16 protein-coding genes are annotated in these 17,602 nt (G+C 63.0%); 12 read left to right on the forward strand and 4 right to left on the reverse strand.

Going from position 1 to position 17,602, the window contains the following annotated elements:
- The first annotated feature begins 464 nt into the window (after positions 1-464).
- Positions 465-641, forward strand: a complete 177-nt coding sequence (locus tag ATU_RS26610; RefSeq protein ID WP_045024681.1) for a hypothetical protein — start codon at positions 465-467, stop codon at positions 639-641.
- 216 nt (positions 642-857) lie between these two features.
- Positions 858-1,781 carry a DUF3991 and toprim domain-containing protein gene (locus ATU_RS23475; protein WP_046033750.1) on the forward strand — a complete coding sequence of 308 codons (924 nt, stop codon included), beginning with the start codon at positions 858-860 and terminating at the stop codon, positions 1,779-1,781.
- Here ATU_RS23475 and ATU_RS23480 read toward each other — a convergent pair.
- Together ATU_RS23480 and ATU_RS23485 are read right to left on the reverse strand one after the other, a co-directional pair.
- Positions 1,742-2,338 (reverse strand): mobile mystery protein B, encoded by a 597-nt coding sequence (locus ATU_RS23480; protein WP_010974878.1) that lies wholly within the window; start codon positions 2,336-2,338, stop codon positions 1,742-1,744. The two genes, ATU_RS23475 and ATU_RS23480, sit on opposite strands and share 40 nt — an antisense overlap.
- Positions 2,335-2,796, reverse strand: a complete 462-nt coding sequence (locus tag ATU_RS23485; RefSeq protein WP_010974879.1) for a mobile mystery protein A — start codon at positions 2,794-2,796, stop codon at positions 2,335-2,337. The genes ATU_RS23480 and ATU_RS23485 overlap by 4 nt, the downstream gene beginning before the upstream one ends.
- A gap of 380 nt (positions 2,797-3,176) precedes the next feature.
- On the opposite strand from ATU_RS23485, the gene ATU_RS23490 reads away from it, so the two are divergent.
- The 7 genes from ATU_RS23490 to ATU_RS23520 all read left to right on the forward strand — a co-directional run bounded on the left by ATU_RS23490 (position 3,177) and on the right by ATU_RS23520 (position 13,274).
- The gene (locus tag ATU_RS23490; RefSeq protein WP_010974880.1) at positions 3,177-3,779 is read left to right on the forward strand and encodes a DUF1419 domain-containing protein; all 603 of its coding nucleotides are present in this window, start codon (positions 3,177-3,179) and stop codon (positions 3,777-3,779) included.
- A gap of 11 nt (positions 3,780-3,790) precedes the next feature.
- Complete coding sequence (locus ATU_RS23495) at positions 3,791-4,192, forward strand: DUF3085 domain-containing protein (RefSeq protein WP_010974881.1); 402 nt, start codon at positions 3,791-3,793, stop codon at positions 4,190-4,192.
- A gap of 128 nt (positions 4,193-4,320) precedes the next feature.
- Complete coding sequence (locus tag ATU_RS23500; RefSeq protein WP_010974882.1) at positions 4,321-9,402, forward strand: lactate dehydrogenase; 5,082 nt, start codon at positions 4,321-4,323, stop codon at positions 9,400-9,402.
- Between the two features lie 355 nt (positions 9,403-9,757).
- Positions 9,758-11,515, forward strand: a complete 1,758-nt coding sequence (locus ATU_RS23505) for a ParB N-terminal domain-containing protein (RefSeq protein WP_010974797.1) — start codon at positions 9,758-9,760, stop codon at positions 11,513-11,515.
- Positions 11,516-11,611: 96 nt separating this feature from the next.
- On the forward strand, positions 11,612-12,085 hold the full coding sequence (locus ATU_RS23510; RefSeq protein ID WP_010974883.1) for a hypothetical protein: 474 nt from the start codon (positions 11,612-11,614) through the stop codon (positions 12,083-12,085).
- Complete coding sequence (locus tag ATU_RS23515; protein ID WP_010974884.1) at positions 12,082-12,969, forward strand: DUF7007 domain-containing protein; 888 nt, start codon at positions 12,082-12,084, stop codon at positions 12,967-12,969. The genes ATU_RS23510 and ATU_RS23515 overlap by 4 nt, the downstream gene beginning before the upstream one ends.
- Positions 12,966-13,274, forward strand: a complete 309-nt coding sequence (locus ATU_RS23520) for a hypothetical protein (RefSeq protein WP_010974796.1) — start codon at positions 12,966-12,968, stop codon at positions 13,272-13,274. The genes ATU_RS23515 and ATU_RS23520 overlap by 4 nt, the downstream gene beginning before the upstream one ends.
- A gap of 215 nt (positions 13,275-13,489) precedes the next feature.
- On the opposite strand, the gene ATU_RS23525 is transcribed toward ATU_RS23520, so the two are convergent.
- Positions 13,490-13,795 (reverse strand): alkylphosphonate utilization protein, encoded by a 306-nt coding sequence (locus ATU_RS23525; RefSeq protein ID WP_010974886.1) that lies wholly within the window; start codon positions 13,793-13,795, stop codon positions 13,490-13,492.
- A 517-nt stretch (positions 13,796-14,312) separates the two neighbouring features.
- On the opposite strand from ATU_RS23525, the gene ATU_RS23530 reads away from it, so the two are divergent.
- From ATU_RS23530 to ATU_RS23540, 3 genes are all read left to right on the forward strand, one after another.
- Positions 14,313-14,912 (forward strand): hypothetical protein, encoded by a 600-nt coding sequence (locus tag ATU_RS23530; protein WP_010974887.1) that lies wholly within the window; start codon positions 14,313-14,315, stop codon positions 14,910-14,912.
- A gap of 311 nt (positions 14,913-15,223) precedes the next feature.
- The gene (locus tag ATU_RS23535) at positions 15,224-16,150 is read left to right on the forward strand and encodes an ArdC family protein (protein WP_010974888.1); all 927 of its coding nucleotides are present in this window, start codon (positions 15,224-15,226) and stop codon (positions 16,148-16,150) included.
- Positions 16,150-17,064: a hypothetical protein gene (locus ATU_RS23540; protein ID WP_010974889.1), complete on the forward strand. Its 915-nt coding sequence runs from the start codon at positions 16,150-16,152 to the stop codon at positions 17,062-17,064. The genes ATU_RS23535 and ATU_RS23540 overlap by 1 nt, the downstream gene beginning before the upstream one ends.
- Positions 17,065-17,453: 389 nt before the next feature.
- On the opposite strand, the gene ATU_RS26950 is transcribed toward ATU_RS23540, so the two are convergent.
- The gene (locus tag ATU_RS26950; protein ID WP_256367400.1) at positions 17,454-17,585 is read right to left on the reverse strand and encodes a hypothetical protein; all 132 of its coding nucleotides are present in this window, start codon (positions 17,583-17,585) and stop codon (positions 17,454-17,456) included.
- Between the last annotated feature and the right edge of the window lie 17 nt (positions 17,586-17,602).

Genomic DNA, 17,602 nt, shown 5'->3' on the forward strand with positions numbered 1-17,602 from the left:
TGCCCCTTTAGCTGTTGAGGCAGTACGGCAATGTCCTCGCTTTTCATCACGCGTTCCAATTTCTTCCTCTGTCCTGGGACCAAGAACACCAGTGCGTGCGATGGCCCTGTTACCAACACCCCAACGCGCGCACGCTGTTCTCACCAGCTCAATCTTACCGCGCCTCTGAATTGATACCAAAACCGGCCTCTGAGGAGAGCAGATCTCGGCGAGATCCGCATTCGCTATAAGGTTTGCTCCCGCATGATCATTGTCGGTTGAACGAGGTCCATAGGAGACGTCCCATTCCGCTCTTGATGGATGGCTTCCTGGTCCGGCCCCGGATCTCCGACGATCAACCCGCTGCGGGGTCGGCTAGCAAGCTGCCGCCGCTCGGCTTCGCCCTCGCGGTGATCGCGACCGGTTCCGGACACTGACGGGAGCCATCGAGCGGGAATGGCCCGCTCCAAAGAGGGAGCCTTCAGATGAACACCGATCTTTCCCTTGCGCAGAACCATGCCTTCCAGCTTTCCCGCACCCTGATGGTTCCGGTCACGCTCTTTAGGTCCGGTAACGAGTTCGGCGTTCTGCCGAGCGACGAACTCGACGACGAAGACGATCTGGAGATCGTGCATGAATACGTTCCGGGCGGGTCTCATTGAGACCCTTCTCGCCTTTTTGGTGCCGCTTGCGAGCCGCAGGCGGCAAGGGAAGCTTCGCCGCTGCTGGCACCCGGGCGGTGGCCCAAGGTGCAGATTGTCATCTTGCCAGCCGCGCCCTTGCCTCCTTTGCTCTTCGCGATGTCCGGAGCGGGCCCGCAAGGTGCGGGGAAAAGAAACAGAAGGAAAGGCGGACGCAAGGGTGCGTCGGGAATTCAAATGGAAAAGAAGGAACTGGAAGAACTGCGGGACCGCGTGCAATGCGCTGCGGTGCTGGAGCAGGCAGGGTTTGCCATCGACCTGAAGGAGAGCACCCGCAGGGCGGTCAAATTCCGCGGCGGCGGGGCCATAATCATCGTGATTCACGAGGGCAGGGGCTGGTTCGATCCGCTGTCCGATGCCAAGGGTGACGTGTTCGGTCTTGTCGAGCATCTCGACCGAGTGCCCTTTGTCGAAGCCCTCGACCATGTCGCATCGCTGGTCGACTTCGTCCCGAAGGAGCCGGTCTGGACCCACGCTGCGCGCGAGATCGATCTGCCGGCCGGAGTTTCAGAACGATGGACGAAGCGCCGCAAGCCGTGGCCGGGTTCGATGACCTGGCGCTATCTCCGCGACGACCGCTGCGTTCCGGAAGCGACCATCCGCGCAGCGATCCGGCATGATCTCGTGCGCGAAGGTCCGCGCGGCAGCATGTGGGCCGCGCACCGTGACAGCGAGGGCGCCGTCACCGGCTGGGAGGAACGCGGGCCGGAATGGCGCGGCTTTTCGACGGGAGGCGCGAAGGTGTTGTTCAGGTTCGGCGCGATCCATGCGCCGCGCCTTTGCGTGACGGAGGCTGCCATCGACGCCATGAGCCTTGCCGCGCTGGAGAGTAATCGGCGCGATAGCCTCTATGTCAGTACCGGCGGCGGCTGGGCCCCTGCCACCGATGCGGCGATCCGTTTATTGGCGGCGCGTAAGGGTATTTTGGTGGTCGCCGCCACGGATAATAACGCGCAGGGCGATATCTACGCTGATCGGTTGGAAGCAGTTGCCCGGGACGCTAACTGCGGCTTTGAGCGCCATCGTCCCCGCCACGAGGACTGGAACGAGGACCTTTGCACTCAGCTGCGCGCGAATTCGAGGAGAGGCGCGATGTCGTGATTATCCGCGGCCTGCAGTGCCGCGACGTATCGCGTGCGCAGATCTCCCACGTCGCCCAGGCTTCCGCTACCCCAGCTGAAGGGCTCGGCGCCCAGTTTTTCCACGAGCAGATCGGCGGCCAGCCGCGCGTGACGTCCGTTGCCGTTTGGAAACGGATGGATGGCGACCAGGCGATGGTGGAAACGTATTGCGATCTCGTCGGCTGCGAAGGTCTCATGCTGGACCCAATACCGCACGTCATCCAGCAAAGCCGCAAGTTCGACCGGGATCCGGTAGGCCTGGATGCCAATATTGCGCTCCGTCGTTCGGAAGCTGCCTGCCCATTGCCAGACCTCGCCGAACATGCGTCGGTGCAATGTACGCATAAAGTCTTCGGTCAGCATCCTGCCGACCGGCATGCGCCGTCGTCCGCGAGCCCAGGCTGCGCCCTCGACGATATTTTCCTGTTCAGCCTCGTTGAGATCCTGCCTGTGGGTGATCCAGCTTTGAAGCAGGCCCTCGCGCTCCTGAGGCTCGAGCGGTGTTGCGTCCTCTGGCTCCTGGAAGAGGTCGGTCATTTTTCTGACCAGAGATCGCGCTCGGAAAGCTGGTTGCGGATGTAGGCCTGGACGCGGGCCTCGAGATCTCCGTCATCCGTTCCCTGTGCCTCCAGACGCATCGTATGCGCGACCCGCTGGAGTTCGCGCATTGCGATCTTGCGCGCTCGCTCATCGACGGTGGCCTCGAGCGACGTATTCGGGACCAGTGCGTAGACGAGGGTGCAGTCGAGTGCCTCTGCCGCGCGTCGCAACGTACTGAGCTGGATCGTTCCGGATGCCTCCGACTTCTCGATCGCTTCCACGGTCTGGGGCCGGATTCCCATCCTCGAGCCGAGCTGCGCTCCTGTCATGCCGAGCGCGTCGCGCAACGCCCGGACCCATCCTTTTGGCGGTGCCCTGAAGCCCTCTGCCGGCTGCAGCCCGCGAAGACGCTCGTCAAGCCTTCTGCGCGCTCGCTTTCTTGCGTCGTCCTTCATCGTTCAACTTTCTACTGCGGCTGATCATCAGACAACAGGCTGATTGTTGCGCACAAATTATCAGGTTACACCCTGATTATCAATGCCAAATAATCAGCCCAAAGTATGATAGAGCGAGCGATCAAACCAGACTGTAAGCTGATTTCACTGAATGAAATAGCAAGGAGGGGAAGGAAGGAGGGGAAGGGGAAGGGAAGGGAAGGCCAGTTGCCGCATGCCCGCCAGCCGCGTCAAGGGTAAAGCTTCGCCCGCTGCGCGGCCCTTGACCCGACCTTGCGGAGAGGCGGCGCCAAGGAGGGGTCAGGAAGGGCTGAAGAGGATGGCGACATCGCGAGGATGAGCCGCGTGTCCTTCCCGACGAGGCTGAAAGGAGCCCGCCGATGACCGTCTCTCCAATACGTAAAGTCTTTGAAGGCATTGCCGACCGCCGGCAGATGTACCGCTTGTTCGACCGCCACGCGCAACGCCTGAACCGCTGGGAGAGCGACGACAGCGCGCTCTATCGAGGCGAATGGTTCGAAGTCGCCCAGGCGCAGCACGATCACATGTTCGAGATCCTGCCGCCGCTGTTCATGCGGGGCGATATGTTCGCCATGCGCGAGTTCCTCACCGACAGCATCACCAGCATCTTTTTCACGCTGACGATCGACGACCGGATGCGGTATTTCCACGGCTACTGCGACTTGTCCGAGAAGGGCTCGCCGGAGCGGATGCGTGCCGCAATCGTAGAGCGCGAAACCCGGCCTGTTCGGGCGATGACGCGCGAGGAACGCCTGGACCACATCTGGTCGAGCACCCATGATGACTATCGCGGCTATGCCGGCGAGCGCTGGCCGGAACGCAACCACGGCAAGCGGACCGTGCTGTTCTACGGCGGACGCCAGGGCACCGTCCTGGAGCTGCTCGACGACCTCACGGATGCGCAGATCGCATCAAAGCTGCCGGTGCATCTGCGCTACCTCCCTGACGCGATAGCGGCGTAAGGGAGGCGGCGATGTTCACCTTTTCCGTGACGGACATCCACGTCGTCATGATGCGCGGACGGCTGGACGCCTACCTCAACGGCGGTTTCCGCAATCCCCACTACGGAGTGTTTCCGGGCCGCGATGAGAAGCCCGGTCTTTGGCTAATCGGCGACGAGGGCGTCTACATCCTCTCCAACGGTAAGCTCGCCGTAGGGCAGCGGCCGTTCGTCGTCTATGCCGAAGAGTGCGATCCGAAGACCAACCCTGACTATTGGCAATACAAGCGCCAGCATTTCGGCGGCGATGACGGGGTCGAGTTTCTCGACGGTGCCATGCTCGTGAAGCTTATCGCCGCCAGCCCCGGCTGCACGCATCTGAGGATCGCCTTCCACGAGGATTCGATGCAATTCACCGTGATCGCGCGAGATTAGCGATCCGTCGACGCTCGCTGTCTGGCGGCCGTCCAGCCCACCCAGTCCTCTTCATCCCCGCACGTCGTCAGCCGACTGGAACCTTCCTTCGGGACGGCGACGCGCGCCTTCACCCAGGAGATTCCAGCATGTCACATGACGATCCCTTCACGATCGATCTTTTCGGCAACACCGCGCTTTCGTCAGGCCTCGGCCTTGGCGTGATGGCCTTCGCCAGCAACTTCGGGCCCGACGACGATCCGGATCCCACAACTCCGGCGCCGGCTTTGCCGATCGCCGCGGTCGTCCGACCGTCGTGCCCGCCGTGTCGTGCCCGTGGCCTTAACTTCCATCTCGCCGATGACCGCGGGCTTGCCCGCCGCTGGAAGGACCGCGCGCGCGCCAATATTGCCGCGATCCGGCTCGCTGCCGAAATAGAGGCGGGCCAACGTTTTGCGACGCGCGAGGAACAGGAGACACTGATCCGCTTCACCGGCTTCGGTGCGTCCGATCTTGCCAACGGCGTCTTCCGCCGTCCGGGCGAGCTCGAATTCCGCAAGGGCTGGGACGAGATCGGTTCCGATCTGGAGGATGCGGTCTGCGAGACCGACTATGCCTCGCTTGCCCGCTGCACCCAGTATGCCCATTTCACACCGGAGTTCATCGTCCGGGCGATCTGGTCAGCGCTTCAGCGTCTCGGATGGCGCGGCGGCCGGGTGCTGGCGCCGGGAATCGGCACGGGCCTGTTTCCGGCGCTGATGCCGGAAGCGCTTCGTGATCTTTCGCACGTAACCGGCGTCGAGCTCGATCCCGTAACGGCACGCATCGTCCGGCTTTTACAGCCGCGGGCGCGGATACTCACTGGAGATTTTGCCCGCACGGAGTTGCCGGCGAGCTTCGACCTCGCCATCGGCAATCCGCCATTCTCGGACCGGACCGTACGCTCCGACCGCGCCTATCGCTCGCTCGGGCTGCGATTGCACGACTATTTCGTCGCCCGGTCGATCGACCTGTTGAAGCCCGGGGCTTTCGCAGCCTTTGTCACCAGCTCCGGCACGATGGACAAGGCGGATTCCTCCGCGCGCGAGCATATTGCAAAGACGGCGGACCTGATTGCCGCCATCCGCCTGCCGGAAGGCAGCTTCCGGGCCGACGCGGGAACCGACGTCGTCGTGGACATCCTGTTCTTCCGCAAGCGCAAGGTCGCCGAACTCGAGGGCGATCTCTCGTGGCTAGACATCGAGGAGGTGCGGCCAGCGACTGCCGACGAGGGTGCCATCCGGGTGAACCGATGGTTCGCGCAGCATCCGGATTTCGTGCTCGGCACCCATGCGCTAACCTCCGGCCCCTTCGGTGAGACCTATACATGCCTTGCCCCCGATGGTGAGGATCTCGACGCCGCACTGTCGGCCGCCGTCCATCTCTTTCCGGAAGGCCGCTATGACGGCGAGCCCACCCAGATCGATCTCGATCTTGAGGACGCCACCGACGATAGTCCTCGCGATCTCCCTGCCGGCCGGCATGTCCGCGAAGGTAGCTTCTTCGTCGATAACGCCCGAGGCCTCATGCAGGTGATCGACGGCGAACCCGTTGCTGTGAAAGTCCGCAAGGGTCGCAATGCCGACGGTATTCCGGAGAAGCATGTCCGGATCATCCGTAAGCTGATCTCGGTCCGCGACGCGGTGCGTGTGGTGCTGAAGGCCCAGGAACTGGACCAGCCCTGGAAGGATTTGCAGGTCAGGCTGCGCATTGCCTGGTCGAGCTTCGTCCGCGATTTCGGCCCGATCAACCACACCACCGTCTCGATCACCGAGGACCCGGAGACTGGCAAGACGCGCGAGAGCCATCGCCGCCCGAACCTCCAGCCGTTCGCAGACGATCCCGATTGCTGGCTGGTCGCCTCGATTGAGGACTATGACCTCGAAAACGATACGGCGAGGCCCGGACCGATCTTCACCGACCGTGTCATCTCGCCGCCCGCGCCGCCGGTGATCACCAGTGCGGCGGACGCGCTCGCTGTGGTGCTCAACGAACGTGGGCACGTCGATCGCGACCATATCGCGGAACTTCTGCACCGTGATCCCGAAGACGTCGTCACTGAGCTTGGCAGCGCGATCTTCCGCGACCCCGCCGACGGCTCCTGGCAGATGGCCGACGCCTATCTGTCCGGTCATGTCCGCGAGAAGCTCAAGGTCGCGGACGCTGCGGCAGGGCTCGATCCCGCCTATGAGCGTAACGTCTCGGCGCTCACTGCCGTCCAGCCGGTCGATCTGCGCCCGTCGGACATCACCGCGCGCCTGGGCGCTCCGTGGATACCGGCTGGAGATGTCGTCGCCTTTGTCAAGGAGATGATGGGAACCGATATCCGGATCCATCACATGCCCGAACTGGCGTCATGGACCGTCGAGGCCCGCCAGCTTTCCTACCTCGCCGCCGGAACATCCGAATGGGGAACGGACCGCCGCCATGCCGGCGAACTGCTGTCCGATGCCCTGAACAGCCGGGTGCCGCAGATCTTCGATACGATCAGGGACGGCGACAGCGAAAAGCGGGTTCTCAACGTCGTCGATACTGAAGCGGCCAAGGAAAAGCTTCACAAGATCAAGCAGGCCTTCCAGCGCTGGATATGGTCCGATCCCGATCGCACCGACCGGCTGGCACGCGTCTATAACGACCGCTTCAACAACATCGCGCCGCGAAAGTTCAACGGCGATCATCTCAAACTTCCAGGCGCCTCAGGCGCCTTTGTTCTTTATGGACATCAGAAACGCGGGATCTGGAGGATCATCTCTGCCGGCTCGACCTATCTTGCCCATGCCGTCGGCGCCGGCAAGACCATGACGATGGCAGCAAGCATCATGGAGCAGCGCCGTCTCGGCCTGGTCGCCAAGGCGATGCAGGTCGTGCCGGGGCATTGCCTTGCGCAGGCCGCGCGCGAGTTCCTGGCGCTCTATCCCACGGCTCGCATCCTCGTTGCGGACGAGACAAATTTTTCGAAGGACAAGCGCGCCCGGTTCCTGTCGCGCGCGGCGACGGCAACCTGGGATGCGATCATCATCACGCATTCCGCCTTCAGGTTCATCGGTGTGCCGGCGGCGTTCGAACAACAGATGATCCACGACGAACTGGAGCTCTACGAAACCCTGCTCCTGAAGGTCGAGGATGAGGACCGCGTCTCTCGCAAGCGTCTCGAGCGCCTGAAGGAAGGGCTGCAGGAGCGGCTCGAAGCGCTTTCCACCCGCAAGGACGATCTCCTCACCATCGCCGAGATCGGCGTCGACCAGATCATCGTCGACGAGGCGCAGGAGTTCAGAAAGCTCAGCTTCGCAACCAATATGTCGACGTTGAAGGGCGTCGATCCGAACGGCTCGCAGCGGGCCTGGGATCTCTATGTGAAATCCCGTTTCATCGAGACGATCAATCCGGGTCGCGCGCTTGTGCTCGCGTCGGGCACGCCGATCACAAATACGCTCGGCGAAATGTTCTCGGTCCAGCGGTTGATGGGCCACCCGGCGCTGATGGAGCGCGGGTTGCACGAGTTCGACGCCTGGGCCTCGACCTTCGGCGACACCACCACCGAGTTGGAGCTTCAGCCATCCCGCAAGTACAAGCCGGTGTCCCGCTTTGCGAGCTTCGTCAACGTGCCAGAGCTGATCGCGATGTTCCGGAGCTTCGCGGATGTCGTGATGCCGGCGGACTTGCGCGAATATGTAAAGGTGCCGGCGATCTCGACCGGCAGGCGCCAGATTGTCACGTCGAAGCCGACACAGGCGTTCAAGCACTACCAGATGGTGCTGGCCGAGCGCATCAAGGCGATCGAGGAGCGCGAAGGGCCGCCGCAGCCGGGCGACGACATCCTGCTCTCCGTTATCACGGACGGCCGGCATGCGGCGATCGACCTGCGCCTCGTGGATGCCGACAATGACAATGAGGCGGACAACAAGCTCAACAACCTCATCTCGAACGCCTTCAATATCTGGAAGGCGACCGAGGGCAGCACCTATCTCCGCCATGACGGCAAGTCGTTTGAGCTGACCGGCGCGGCACAGATGATCTTTTCCGATCTGGGCACTATCAGCGTCGAGAAGACCAGAGGCTTTTCGGCCTATCGCTGGATCCGCGACGAACTGATCCGCTTAGGCGTGCCGGCGTCGCAGATCGCCTTCATGCAGGACTTCAAGAAGTCTGAGGCGAAGCAGCGGCTGTTCGGCGACGTCCGGGCCGGCAGCGTCCGGTTCCTGATCGGCTCCTCGGAGACGATGGGAACCGGGGTCAACGCCCAGCTCCGCCTGAAGGCGCTGCATCATCTCGACGTCCCCTGGCTTCCCTCCCAGATCGAGCAGCGGGAGGGCCGCATCGTGCGTCAGGGCAACCAGCATGACGAGGTCGATATCTTCGCCTATGCCACCGAGGGCTCGCTGGACGCGACGATGTGGCAGAACAACGAGCGCAAGGCGCGCTTCATCGCCGCTGCGCTCTCCGGCGACACCTCGATCCGGCGGCTCGAAGATCTCGGCGAGGGGCAGGCCAACCAGTTCGCAATGGCCAAGGCCATCGCATCGGGCGATCAGCGGCTGATGCAGAAGGCGGGACTTGAAGCCGATATCGCCCGCCTGGAGCGGCTGCGTGCCGCCCATCTGGACGACCAGCATGCCGTTCGCCGGCAGATCCGCGATGCCGAACGCTATGTCGAGTCTGCCACGCGGCGGATCGCGGAGATCGGGCAGGATATCGAGCGCCTGGTTCCGACATCGGGCGACGCCTTCTCGATGACCGTCATGGGCAAGGTCTATGCCGAGCGCAAGGAGGCTGGTCGTGCCTTGATGAAGGAGATCCTAACCCAGGTGCAACTCCAGAGGCAAGGCGAGAAGGTCATCGCTTCGATCGGCGGCTTCGACCTCAAATATGGTGGGGAACGCTTCGGCCGTGACGGTTATCGTTACACCACAATGCTGATGCGCACCGGCGCGGATTTCGAGATCGATCTGGCCGTGACGGTGACGCCGCTCGGGGCCGTCTCCCGCCTCGAACACGCACTTGGCGATTTCGAGGGTGAACGCGAGCGTAATCGCCAACGCCTCGCCGATGCGCGCCGCCGGCTCGCATCATACCAGTCGCGCGACGAAGGCCGCGATTTCGCCTTCGCCGGTGAACTGGCCGAGAAGCTTCGGCAGCTTGCCGAGGTCGACGCGGCACTGGCGACTGATGTCGATGAGCGGATCGCGGCTTGAAAAGCGATACTCGATTTATCGCGAATTTTGCGAGGGATCGGATAGACCTGCAAATGCGACCGATCATTTTGATTTTACAAAATCGCTCTTCTGAAATGAGAAAATAAGGAAGGGGAGAAGCTTGCTCGCAGATCGGGCAGGCCGCTGACGCTTGCGCTCAACCGCGCCACTCGCGATCCCGGCCCGTCGTCCTGCGCAGGGCTGTAAGCCCTGCTTGGCCAGCCGGGCAGGGATGCTCGGCCGCAGTTGCACCGGCCCGTCCGCTCCGCGGTCCGGGAAGTGTCTTTGGAAAGAACTGAAGACTGAAAAGGGCTGGCAAGGCGCCGGTCCATCAATCCCGGAAGGAGCCAATCTCATGCAAATCCTTAAACTTGATCCCCGTGCGCTGAAGGACAATCCCGATGACACGCGTCGCTCGAAATCCTCGCCACAATCCGACGCGCTGTTGCTTGCGACGGTGAAAGCGGTCGGCATCATCCAGCCGCCGGTCATCTCGCCGGAAGTCGACGGTGGCAATGGCTACATCATCCAGGCCGGACACCGCCGCGTGAAGCAAGCGATCGCAGCGGGACTGGAGGAAATCACCGTCCTCGTCGTCGCAGCGGCCAACGACAATGGCGCGATGCGCTCGATGGTGGAAAACATCGCCCGCGAGCCGCTCAACCCCGTCGACCAATGGCGCGGCATCGAACGCCTGGTTGCGCTCGGCTGGACCGAGGAAGCGATCGGCGTGGCTCTCGCACTGCCGGTCCGCCAGATCAGGAAGCTCAGGCTCCTGGCCAACGTGCTGCCTGCCATGCTCGACCATATGGCGCTCGGCGACATGCCGAACGAGCAGCAGCTCCGGACCATCGCCGCAGCCTCGCTCGACGAGCAGAGGCAAGTCTGGAAAGCTCACAAGCCGAAGAAGTCCGAGCGGGCCGACTGGTACAACATCTCTCGAGCACTCTCCAAGACCCGCATGTTCGCCAAGGATGCGAGCTTTGGCGATGACCTCGCTCAGGCCTACGGCATCGAATGGGTCGAGGATCTGTTCGCTCCGGCCGACCAGGACAGCCGCTACACCACCAACGTGGAAGCGTTTCTCGGCGCCCAGCAGGAATGGATGACGAACAACCTTCCGAAGAAGGGGTCGATCATCGAGGTCAACAACTGGGGCCAGCCGGAACTGCCGAAGAAAGCGGAGCGCGTTTACGGCAAGCCGTCCAAGTCCGATCACGTAGGGATGTATCTCGACCGTGACGGCAAGGTGCAGTCAGTCGCGTACCGGATGCCGGAGGATAAGAAAACGAAGAAGGGCGGTTCGTCCAAGACGGGCGGTCTGGCCGAAGCCGATGATGCAATCGTCGACGCGCCGAAGCCGCGCCCCGATGTGACCCAGAAGGGGCAGGACATGATCGGCGACTTCCGCACCGACGCCCTGCATGAGGCGCTTGGACGCGCCCCGATCGAGGACGACATGCTGATGGCCCTGCTCGTGCTTGCGTTCGCCGGCCTGAACGTCCGCGTGGATTCCGGCGCGACCGATACCGTGTTCGGGTCGAAGCGCTTCAAGCGCCACGCCGCCCGGCTGATCGGCGAAGACGGCAGGCTCGCCTTCGACGTGGAGACACTGCGCGTGGCCGCGCGTTCGATGCTGATCGATGTGCTGTCGTGCCGGCGGGGTATGTCCAACGGTGGCGTGATCTCCAGGATCGCAGGTCACGCGATCGGCGCCGACAACTTCCTGCCGAACATGGGCTCGGAGGACTTTCTACTGTGCCTGTCTCGTCAGGCGATGGAAGCAGCGGCGAAGAAGGCGAACGTGCTTCCGCGCCAGAAGGTGCGGGAGACTCGTGCGGCTCTCGTTGATCATTTCAGGCAAGAGCGCTTCGTTCACACGACCGCACTCTTCGCGCCCGATCCGCAGGACATCGTGGATCTCATCAGGAGTGGCGAGGTTCTCGATGACGACAGCGCGGAAGAAGCAGACGTCGATGAGTCCGCCCTTGATGGAGAAGAAGGCCTCGCCGCCCCCGAAGACGAGGCCGATCTTCCAGACATCGCCGACGACACTCCCGAAGCCGTCGATCCTGACGAAGAGCAGGATGCTTACGGGATCGCCGCGGAGTAGCCGCGTCCCTCCTTCCCCTTCCGAACGATTGTCCGCCGCCGGTGATTTCCACCGGCGGCGGCTTCGTTTCCAGCCCTAAAGATCAAGGAGATCAACATGTCCGCACATCTCGCATTCCTGGCGCCGATCGGCACCGTTCTGGCCTGGTCCAACGGCCAGCCGCGCCCGCCGGAGCGCCATCGCAAAAAGCTCTCCGCGTGGAAGACCAACAACAGCAGAGGCCGGCTGATACGCAAGCAGGACGAGCGCGGCGCCGGCAACATCAACCTGCCGCCCAGCTTCACGCTCCACGAAGGCGACTATGGCAGCGGCGGTGTTATTGCGATCCGCGTCCACCGCACATTTTCGCTGGAAACCAGCCTGATGTTCACCATCGTCGAACGTCCGGCGGTCGGCAGTTGCCGTGTCTTCGACCGCCCTGGCGACAGCGCCGACCTCGTCCATCTCGCGACGAGCCGGAAGGCTGCCGAGGAATGGCTGACCACCCATGGCTATCCGTCCGCCGTCCTCGAGGACGTCACGGCGGATGAGATAGCCGCCGATGTCGTGGAAGGGAGGGCTGCCGCATGATCGATCTTCCCAACACGAACACGCCCGACTGCACCCCCGGATTTCCGGGGGTTTCCTTTGGTCTGTCCTGCGAAGGGTTCCCCGTCGCCCGCGTCGGCGATCACGCCTTTGCCATGCTGCCAGGTCATGCCGGACGGCATTATCTGGCCACCGGCTGGAAGATTGGGCGTCCGCTTCCCGAGTGGCGACGGGGAGACTTCTACGGCCATTGCGGCGAACTCGCCGATGAGGCGGCGTTTAGTGCACACGTCCTTGAACAGGCCGAACATCAGCGCGAAATACAGGCGCTCGGACGTCGGAATACCGCCCCCCATGTGCATACGCCATGGGGTTCGGCCCAGCACTCGACAACCTATGCCGAGGGGATCGAATTCCACTCCACTGCAAGCCACGGCGGCTTCAGGCTCTCGGCCGACCGAAACCGCATTGTCCATCCGCTGCTCCGGGCGGACGACGGGTTCTACGAGGAGGATTGCGCCTGGGCTGCCGTGGCGCTCACCTTCCCTGAACTGTTCACCAGCTTCGAGCAGCGTTGCGCCAGCGAGACGCTAAAGGACTGGGAGCCCGATGCGTGGGAGGCGATTTTCGCGACTGTGCTTGCTCACGGCGAATCTCATGTGAAGGATCGCCGCGCGTTCAAGCTGGAGCACGCCAGCGACTGGATTGTGATTTCGGCACTTCGATCGGATCATCATCCAGGCATGACCGAGGTGATCGCCACGCGAGCAGGCAGGCGCGATCATGGCGGCGAGGAACGGCGATTTCTCGTGCCGTCACCCGAATACGAAGCAGGCCGTTTCGGCTACGTCATCGATGAAGCGCGCCATGCAGCCTACGACGGCCCATCAAGCTTTGCCTCATGGAAGGGGAGGACGGCGGCATGAACCGGTCCATCGATCGACAGGCGGAAATGCGGCGCATGGAAGAAGCGTGCCGGCAGACGCGGCATCAGCTCGACCTGATCGAGCGCCAGATCATTCGCAGGATGACCGCGCTGATCCCATCGCTTGGACGGCGCAAATACGGATATCGCCGCGGCAGGCCTCCTGAACCCGAAGCCTTCCTCACCCGCTACCGCTCCAATCTTGCGGCGATCACCGCGCAGCGCCAGCCAGAGATCGATGCTCTGACGCGCAAGCTTATGCGTCAGCAGTCCGCGATTGCGGCATTGCAGGAGACGATGCCATGAACCGCTTCCGTCCCTCACGGATCAGGAGGTAAAGGCGCTTCAGCATTACGCAGCGAGGCACGGCCGATCATGGAAGCGCATCCTCAACACCGTCTCGATGGGCGAAGGGCGCTGCCATGACGGCCAGATTCTTCGCAAGCTGCGCAACACGCACGGCCCGACCTGGCTGGACCGCTATCGGCTGCCGAAACCTTGAGCAATCGGCACAGCCCTGATCAACGCTTGCGCACGAACTCGGTGCGCAGGACCAGGCCTTTGATTGCGTCATGCCGGCAGTCAATCTCTTCCGGCTCGTCTGTCAGCCGGATCGAGCGGATGACCGTGCCCTGCTTCAAGGTCTGGCCGGCGCCTTTGACCTTCAGGTCCTTGATCAGCACGACGGAGTCGCCATCGGCCAACACGTTGCCGGAGGCGTCGCGCACTTCTGCGGCTTTTGCTTTTTCGGCGGAAATCTCGGATGCCGGACGCCATTCGCCGGTTGCTTCGTCATAGACATAATCGTCGCCGCTATGATCGCTCATCTGCGGTGTTCCTTTCGCGAATACTGTTGGTCGGTCGTAACGCCAGATGCGCGTCTATCGTGGAAAGGCGGCGCAAGCAAATCAGGGTGTTCTGACAGGCACTTCGGCATATCGGCGATCCATTCTGGCAACGCGGAGTTAGCCGTGGCGTCAGCAGGGAAGGACCAGTTTGCAGGTGCGGGCCTGGCGCGCATTTTGAATGACCTCCTTTCCGGCTTCGGCATCCGGGATCAGCCCCTTGGCCGTTCTGTCCTTCGGTTTCGTGGCGGTCTGAACCAGCGCCCGTCCGGTTCAAGGCCGCTGTCGCGCCGCGGGGCGGCCGGTCATGCCGCTCTCGACAAAACAGGCACGCGGGCTTCGCAGAACCGTGGGTTCCGCTTGCCCGCCCACCTGCTTCGCTCGATCAGGCCTGCCCGGACCCTGAACCGCCCGGCTTGCGCCGGTTCTTTTCGACCGCACCGAAGGACAGAACGGCCAAGGGGCCGAACGCTTCGGGCAAACCGAAAAGGAAACCATCATGGCAAAGCCCGCAACCTCTTCCCGTCAAGCTTCTCGCCCTGCCGCCCGTGTCGTGCAGCTCCGCAAGGGCGCCACGATCGAAATGGTCCGCCTGACATGCCCCGACGAAGCGCAGGCGCTCCGGATCGTCGAAAGCTTCGGAACGGCCATCCTCGACAGCGACGGCATCCGCGACATGCACGAGCGCCTTATCGTCGAAACCGCGACTGGCCTCTCCGACGGCCTCGGCGAACGGGCGATGCAGATCCATCTCCAGCGCATCGTCGGCGCCTATGTCGGATCGGCCCATGGCGCTGGCCAGTTCTACAGCAAGGCCGTCACCGAAGCACGCGATGCGACCGCCAAGGGTGCGTCGGACGCTCGCGACGAGGATCTCGATGGCCCGGTCGGTTACGACAGCGCCGCCCAGCGCAAGCGCGAGTTCGCAGCCGACATGGGTATTCAGGCCCACGCGCTCCGCCTGGCAGCTGAAGGCGCCGTCGCAGCCTACGAACAGATTGTCGGCGAAGCGTGGAAGCCATTCGATCGGCCGGTCGACAACCCCGGCCAGGCGCTCGACCGCAAGGCGGCCGCAGCACAGATGGACGCTCTTGGCTGAGACGTCTCCGGCGGAGCATCCAGCTCCGCCTTCGTCGGGACGAGGCCGCCTCACTCCGAGGCGGCCATTTTTTGTGTCGCCGTTGGAGTAAAGCTCAATGGGGAAACAGAGGAAAGACGAAGAGACGCGGGGCGACATCCCTGCCCCGTCCCGTTCGTCGGTCCTGCAGGATCCGGCGGCAAGCCGCAACGGCTGCGCCGTCCTCCACTGGCGTTCCGGCCGTTCCGGTGCGCCTTCCCCGATCGCTCCTGCTTTCGGCCCTCCGCGACGGGGCCGCGATGGGCGCGGCCTCCTGAAACGGAGGTTTGGAAATGAGCAGGAAAACAGCAAACACGCGGACCGACATTTATGCACGCATCACCGACAGGATCGTCGCCGATCTGGAAAAGGGCGTGCGCCCATGGGTGCGGCCGTGGAGCGCGGCCAATCTATCGGGCCGGGTGAGCCGGCCGCTTCGTCACAACGGACAAGCTTACACCGGCCTCAATGTTCTCCTTCTGTGGTCGGAGAGCGTCGCCAGTGGTTTCATGTCGTCAACATGGATGACGCTGCGCCAGGCAAACGAACTCGGCGCTCACGTGCGCAAGGGCGAGAGCGGCGCGACCGTCGTCTATGCCAGCCGCTTCACCAAAACCGAACCCGATGCGGGCGGCGGAGAGGTCGAGCGCGATATTCCCTTCCTGAAGGCCTATACAGTTTTCAATTGTGATCAAATCGATGGCCTTGCAGATCATTATTACAGTCGCCCCGAACCGATCGCGAAACCGCTCGAGCGTATCGAGCATGCCGATCGCTTCTTCGATAACACGGGCGCTGTCGTCCGATACGGCGGCGACAAGGCCTATTATTCTCCTGCCTCCGACCACATCCAGCTGCCGCGGCCCGAACAATTCCGGGACATGGCCTCTTTCGTTGCGACGAGAGCGCACGAAACCTTGCATTGGGCGGGCGGTCCCGCCCGACTGAACAGGGACCTGAGCCGCTACCACAAGGATCGCCGCGAGAGGGCGTTCGAAGAGATGCTGGTGGAGCTTGGGGCAGCGATGATCTGCGCCGATCTGGGTATCGTGCCGGAGCTGGAGCCTCGGCCGGATCATGCCGCCTATATCCAGAGTTGGGCCGAAATCCTCGGATCCGACAAGCGGGCGATCTTCAATGCGGCGGCGCATGCGCAGCGCGCTGTCGCCTATCTGCACGACCTTCAGCCGCAGCCGGCTTCCGGACAGGAGGCGGCCTGATGCTACTGGTTCCGAACTTTACCGGGGACGGCGCGTCCTCCCCGATCCGGCTGCGGGCGCTTTCGCTCGGCGCCGGCGTCCAGTCCACCACCATGGCGCTGATGGCAGCGCATGGTGAGATCGGGCCGATACCCGATTGCGCGATCTTCGCCGATACCGGTTGGGAGCCGAAAGCCGTCTACGATCATCTCGAATGGTTGATGTCGCCGAATGTCCTTCCGTTCCCGGTCCATGTCGTGTCGGGCGGCAATATTCTCGACAATCTCATGGACGCCGCCGCCGGCAAACGGTGGGCTTCGATTCCGGCTTTTGCGAAAACCGTGACGCCAGCCGGGAGCGCACGACCGGTTCTCGATGAGGACGATGACGGCGAACTCGTCCAGATCGGTTCCCGCGCGACATCGCGCGAGACCGTATCGATCGGCATGATGCGCAGGGCCTGCACTGCGGATTACAAGATCGTGCCGATCCGGAGGAAGGTCCGGGAATTGTTGGGCCTCACGCGCAAGCGATCACCGGATCATGCGGTCGCGGAGCAGTGGATTGGCATTTCGACAGACGAGGCCAGCCGGATCAAACCCTCGTTCGAGGACTGGCAGATCAATCGTTGGCCGTTGATCGAACAGCGCATGAGCAGGCGCGATTGCCTGGCCTGGTTGCGCCGTCATGATTATCCGACGCCCCCGAAATCGGCCTGCATCGGATGCCCGTTTCACGATAACGGACGCTGGCGCCACATGCGTGATCATGATCCGGAAGCCTGGGCAGAGGCGGTGATAGTCGATCGAGCGCTGCGGACCGGCATTCGACGCATCCGTGGCGAAGTCTATCTTCATCGCTCATGTGTTCCTCTTGACGAAGCCGACCTGTCGACGGCCGCCGATCATGGCCAACTCGATCTCTGGCCCATCTAATGCGAAGGCATCTGTGGCGTCTAGGGCAGCCTTCTGGCGCTGCGGTAACGGATGACCGCTCCATTTGGAGCGGAAGAGGCACCGCCATATGGTGGAACTCTGCCGTGAAAGACGCCGGCCCAGTCAGTTCCTGAAGCGGGGGACACGTTCCATGCCGACCAGCCGTTGCGGTGTGGGGCGCGGAGGGCAAGGGGGATTGCAGCATAGCCGAGGCCCTTGCCGGTTGGGAGGAGACACCATCCAGTCGAAGATGGCTCTGCTGTCGAACGGTCGGTAATGCAGACTCACCCATCGGCGATGGCGTCGAAGGGAACTGCAGGTCCGCAGCCGTGACGTGGTGTGAGAATGGTGCCGAAAACGATTGAGCCAGGGGCGTGCTGGTGGTGAGTTCAACGATTGGTCTCGCGGTAGGTCGTGGTCGATCCGGTTCGGACAGCCACACCCACGCAGACCTCGATCGATCTGGTGTGACCGAAGGACGCCTTCGTCTCGACCGCCTTGGCCGCAACGGCCATACGCAACTTTCTTCCCCTGCGAA

Origin of the sequence: Agrobacterium fabrum str. C58, from assembly GCF_000092025.1 — a bacterium.
In the GTDB taxonomy this organism is placed as follows: Bacteria; Pseudomonadota; Alphaproteobacteria; order Rhizobiales; family Rhizobiaceae; genus Agrobacterium; species Agrobacterium fabrum.

Bases quoted from the DNA above. Each gene is read 5' to 3' on its own strand.
- ATU_RS26610 (WP_045024681.1), top strand. From the start codon at position 465: ATGAACACCGATCTTTCCCTTGCGCAGAACCATGCCTTCCAGCTTTCC.
- ATU_RS23475 (WP_046033750.1), top strand. From the start codon at position 858: ATGGAAAAGAAGGAACTGGAAGAACTGCGGGACCGCGTGCAATGCGCT.
- ATU_RS23480 (WP_010974878.1), bottom strand. From the start codon at position 2,338: ATGACCGACCTCTTCCAGGAGCCAGAGGACGCAACACCGCTCGAGCCT.
- ATU_RS23485 (WP_010974879.1), bottom strand. From the start codon at position 2,796: ATGAAGGACGACGCAAGAAAGCGAGCGCGCAGAAGGCTTGACGAGCGT.
- ATU_RS23490 (WP_010974880.1), top strand. From the start codon at position 3,177: ATGACCGTCTCTCCAATACGTAAAGTCTTTGAAGGCATTGCCGACCGC.
- ATU_RS23495 (WP_010974881.1), top strand. From the start codon at position 3,791: ATGTTCACCTTTTCCGTGACGGACATCCACGTCGTCATGATGCGCGGA.
- ATU_RS23500 (WP_010974882.1), top strand. From the start codon at position 4,321: ATGTCACATGACGATCCCTTCACGATCGATCTTTTCGGCAACACCGCG.
- ATU_RS23505 (WP_010974797.1), top strand. From the start codon at position 9,758: ATGCAAATCCTTAAACTTGATCCCCGTGCGCTGAAGGACAATCCCGAT.
- ATU_RS23510 (WP_010974883.1), top strand. From the start codon at position 11,612: ATGTCCGCACATCTCGCATTCCTGGCGCCGATCGGCACCGTTCTGGCC.
- ATU_RS23515 (WP_010974884.1), top strand. From the start codon at position 12,082: ATGATCGATCTTCCCAACACGAACACGCCCGACTGCACCCCCGGATTT.
- ATU_RS23520 (WP_010974796.1), top strand. From the start codon at position 12,966: ATGAACCGGTCCATCGATCGACAGGCGGAAATGCGGCGCATGGAAGAA.
- ATU_RS23525 (WP_010974886.1), bottom strand. From the start codon at position 13,795: ATGAGCGATCATAGCGGCGACGATTATGTCTATGACGAAGCAACCGGC.
- ATU_RS23530 (WP_010974887.1), top strand. From the start codon at position 14,313: ATGGCAAAGCCCGCAACCTCTTCCCGTCAAGCTTCTCGCCCTGCCGCC.
- ATU_RS23535 (WP_010974888.1), top strand. From the start codon at position 15,224: ATGAGCAGGAAAACAGCAAACACGCGGACCGACATTTATGCACGCATC.
- ATU_RS23540 (WP_010974889.1), top strand. From the start codon at position 16,150: ATGCTACTGGTTCCGAACTTTACCGGGGACGGCGCGTCCTCCCCGATC.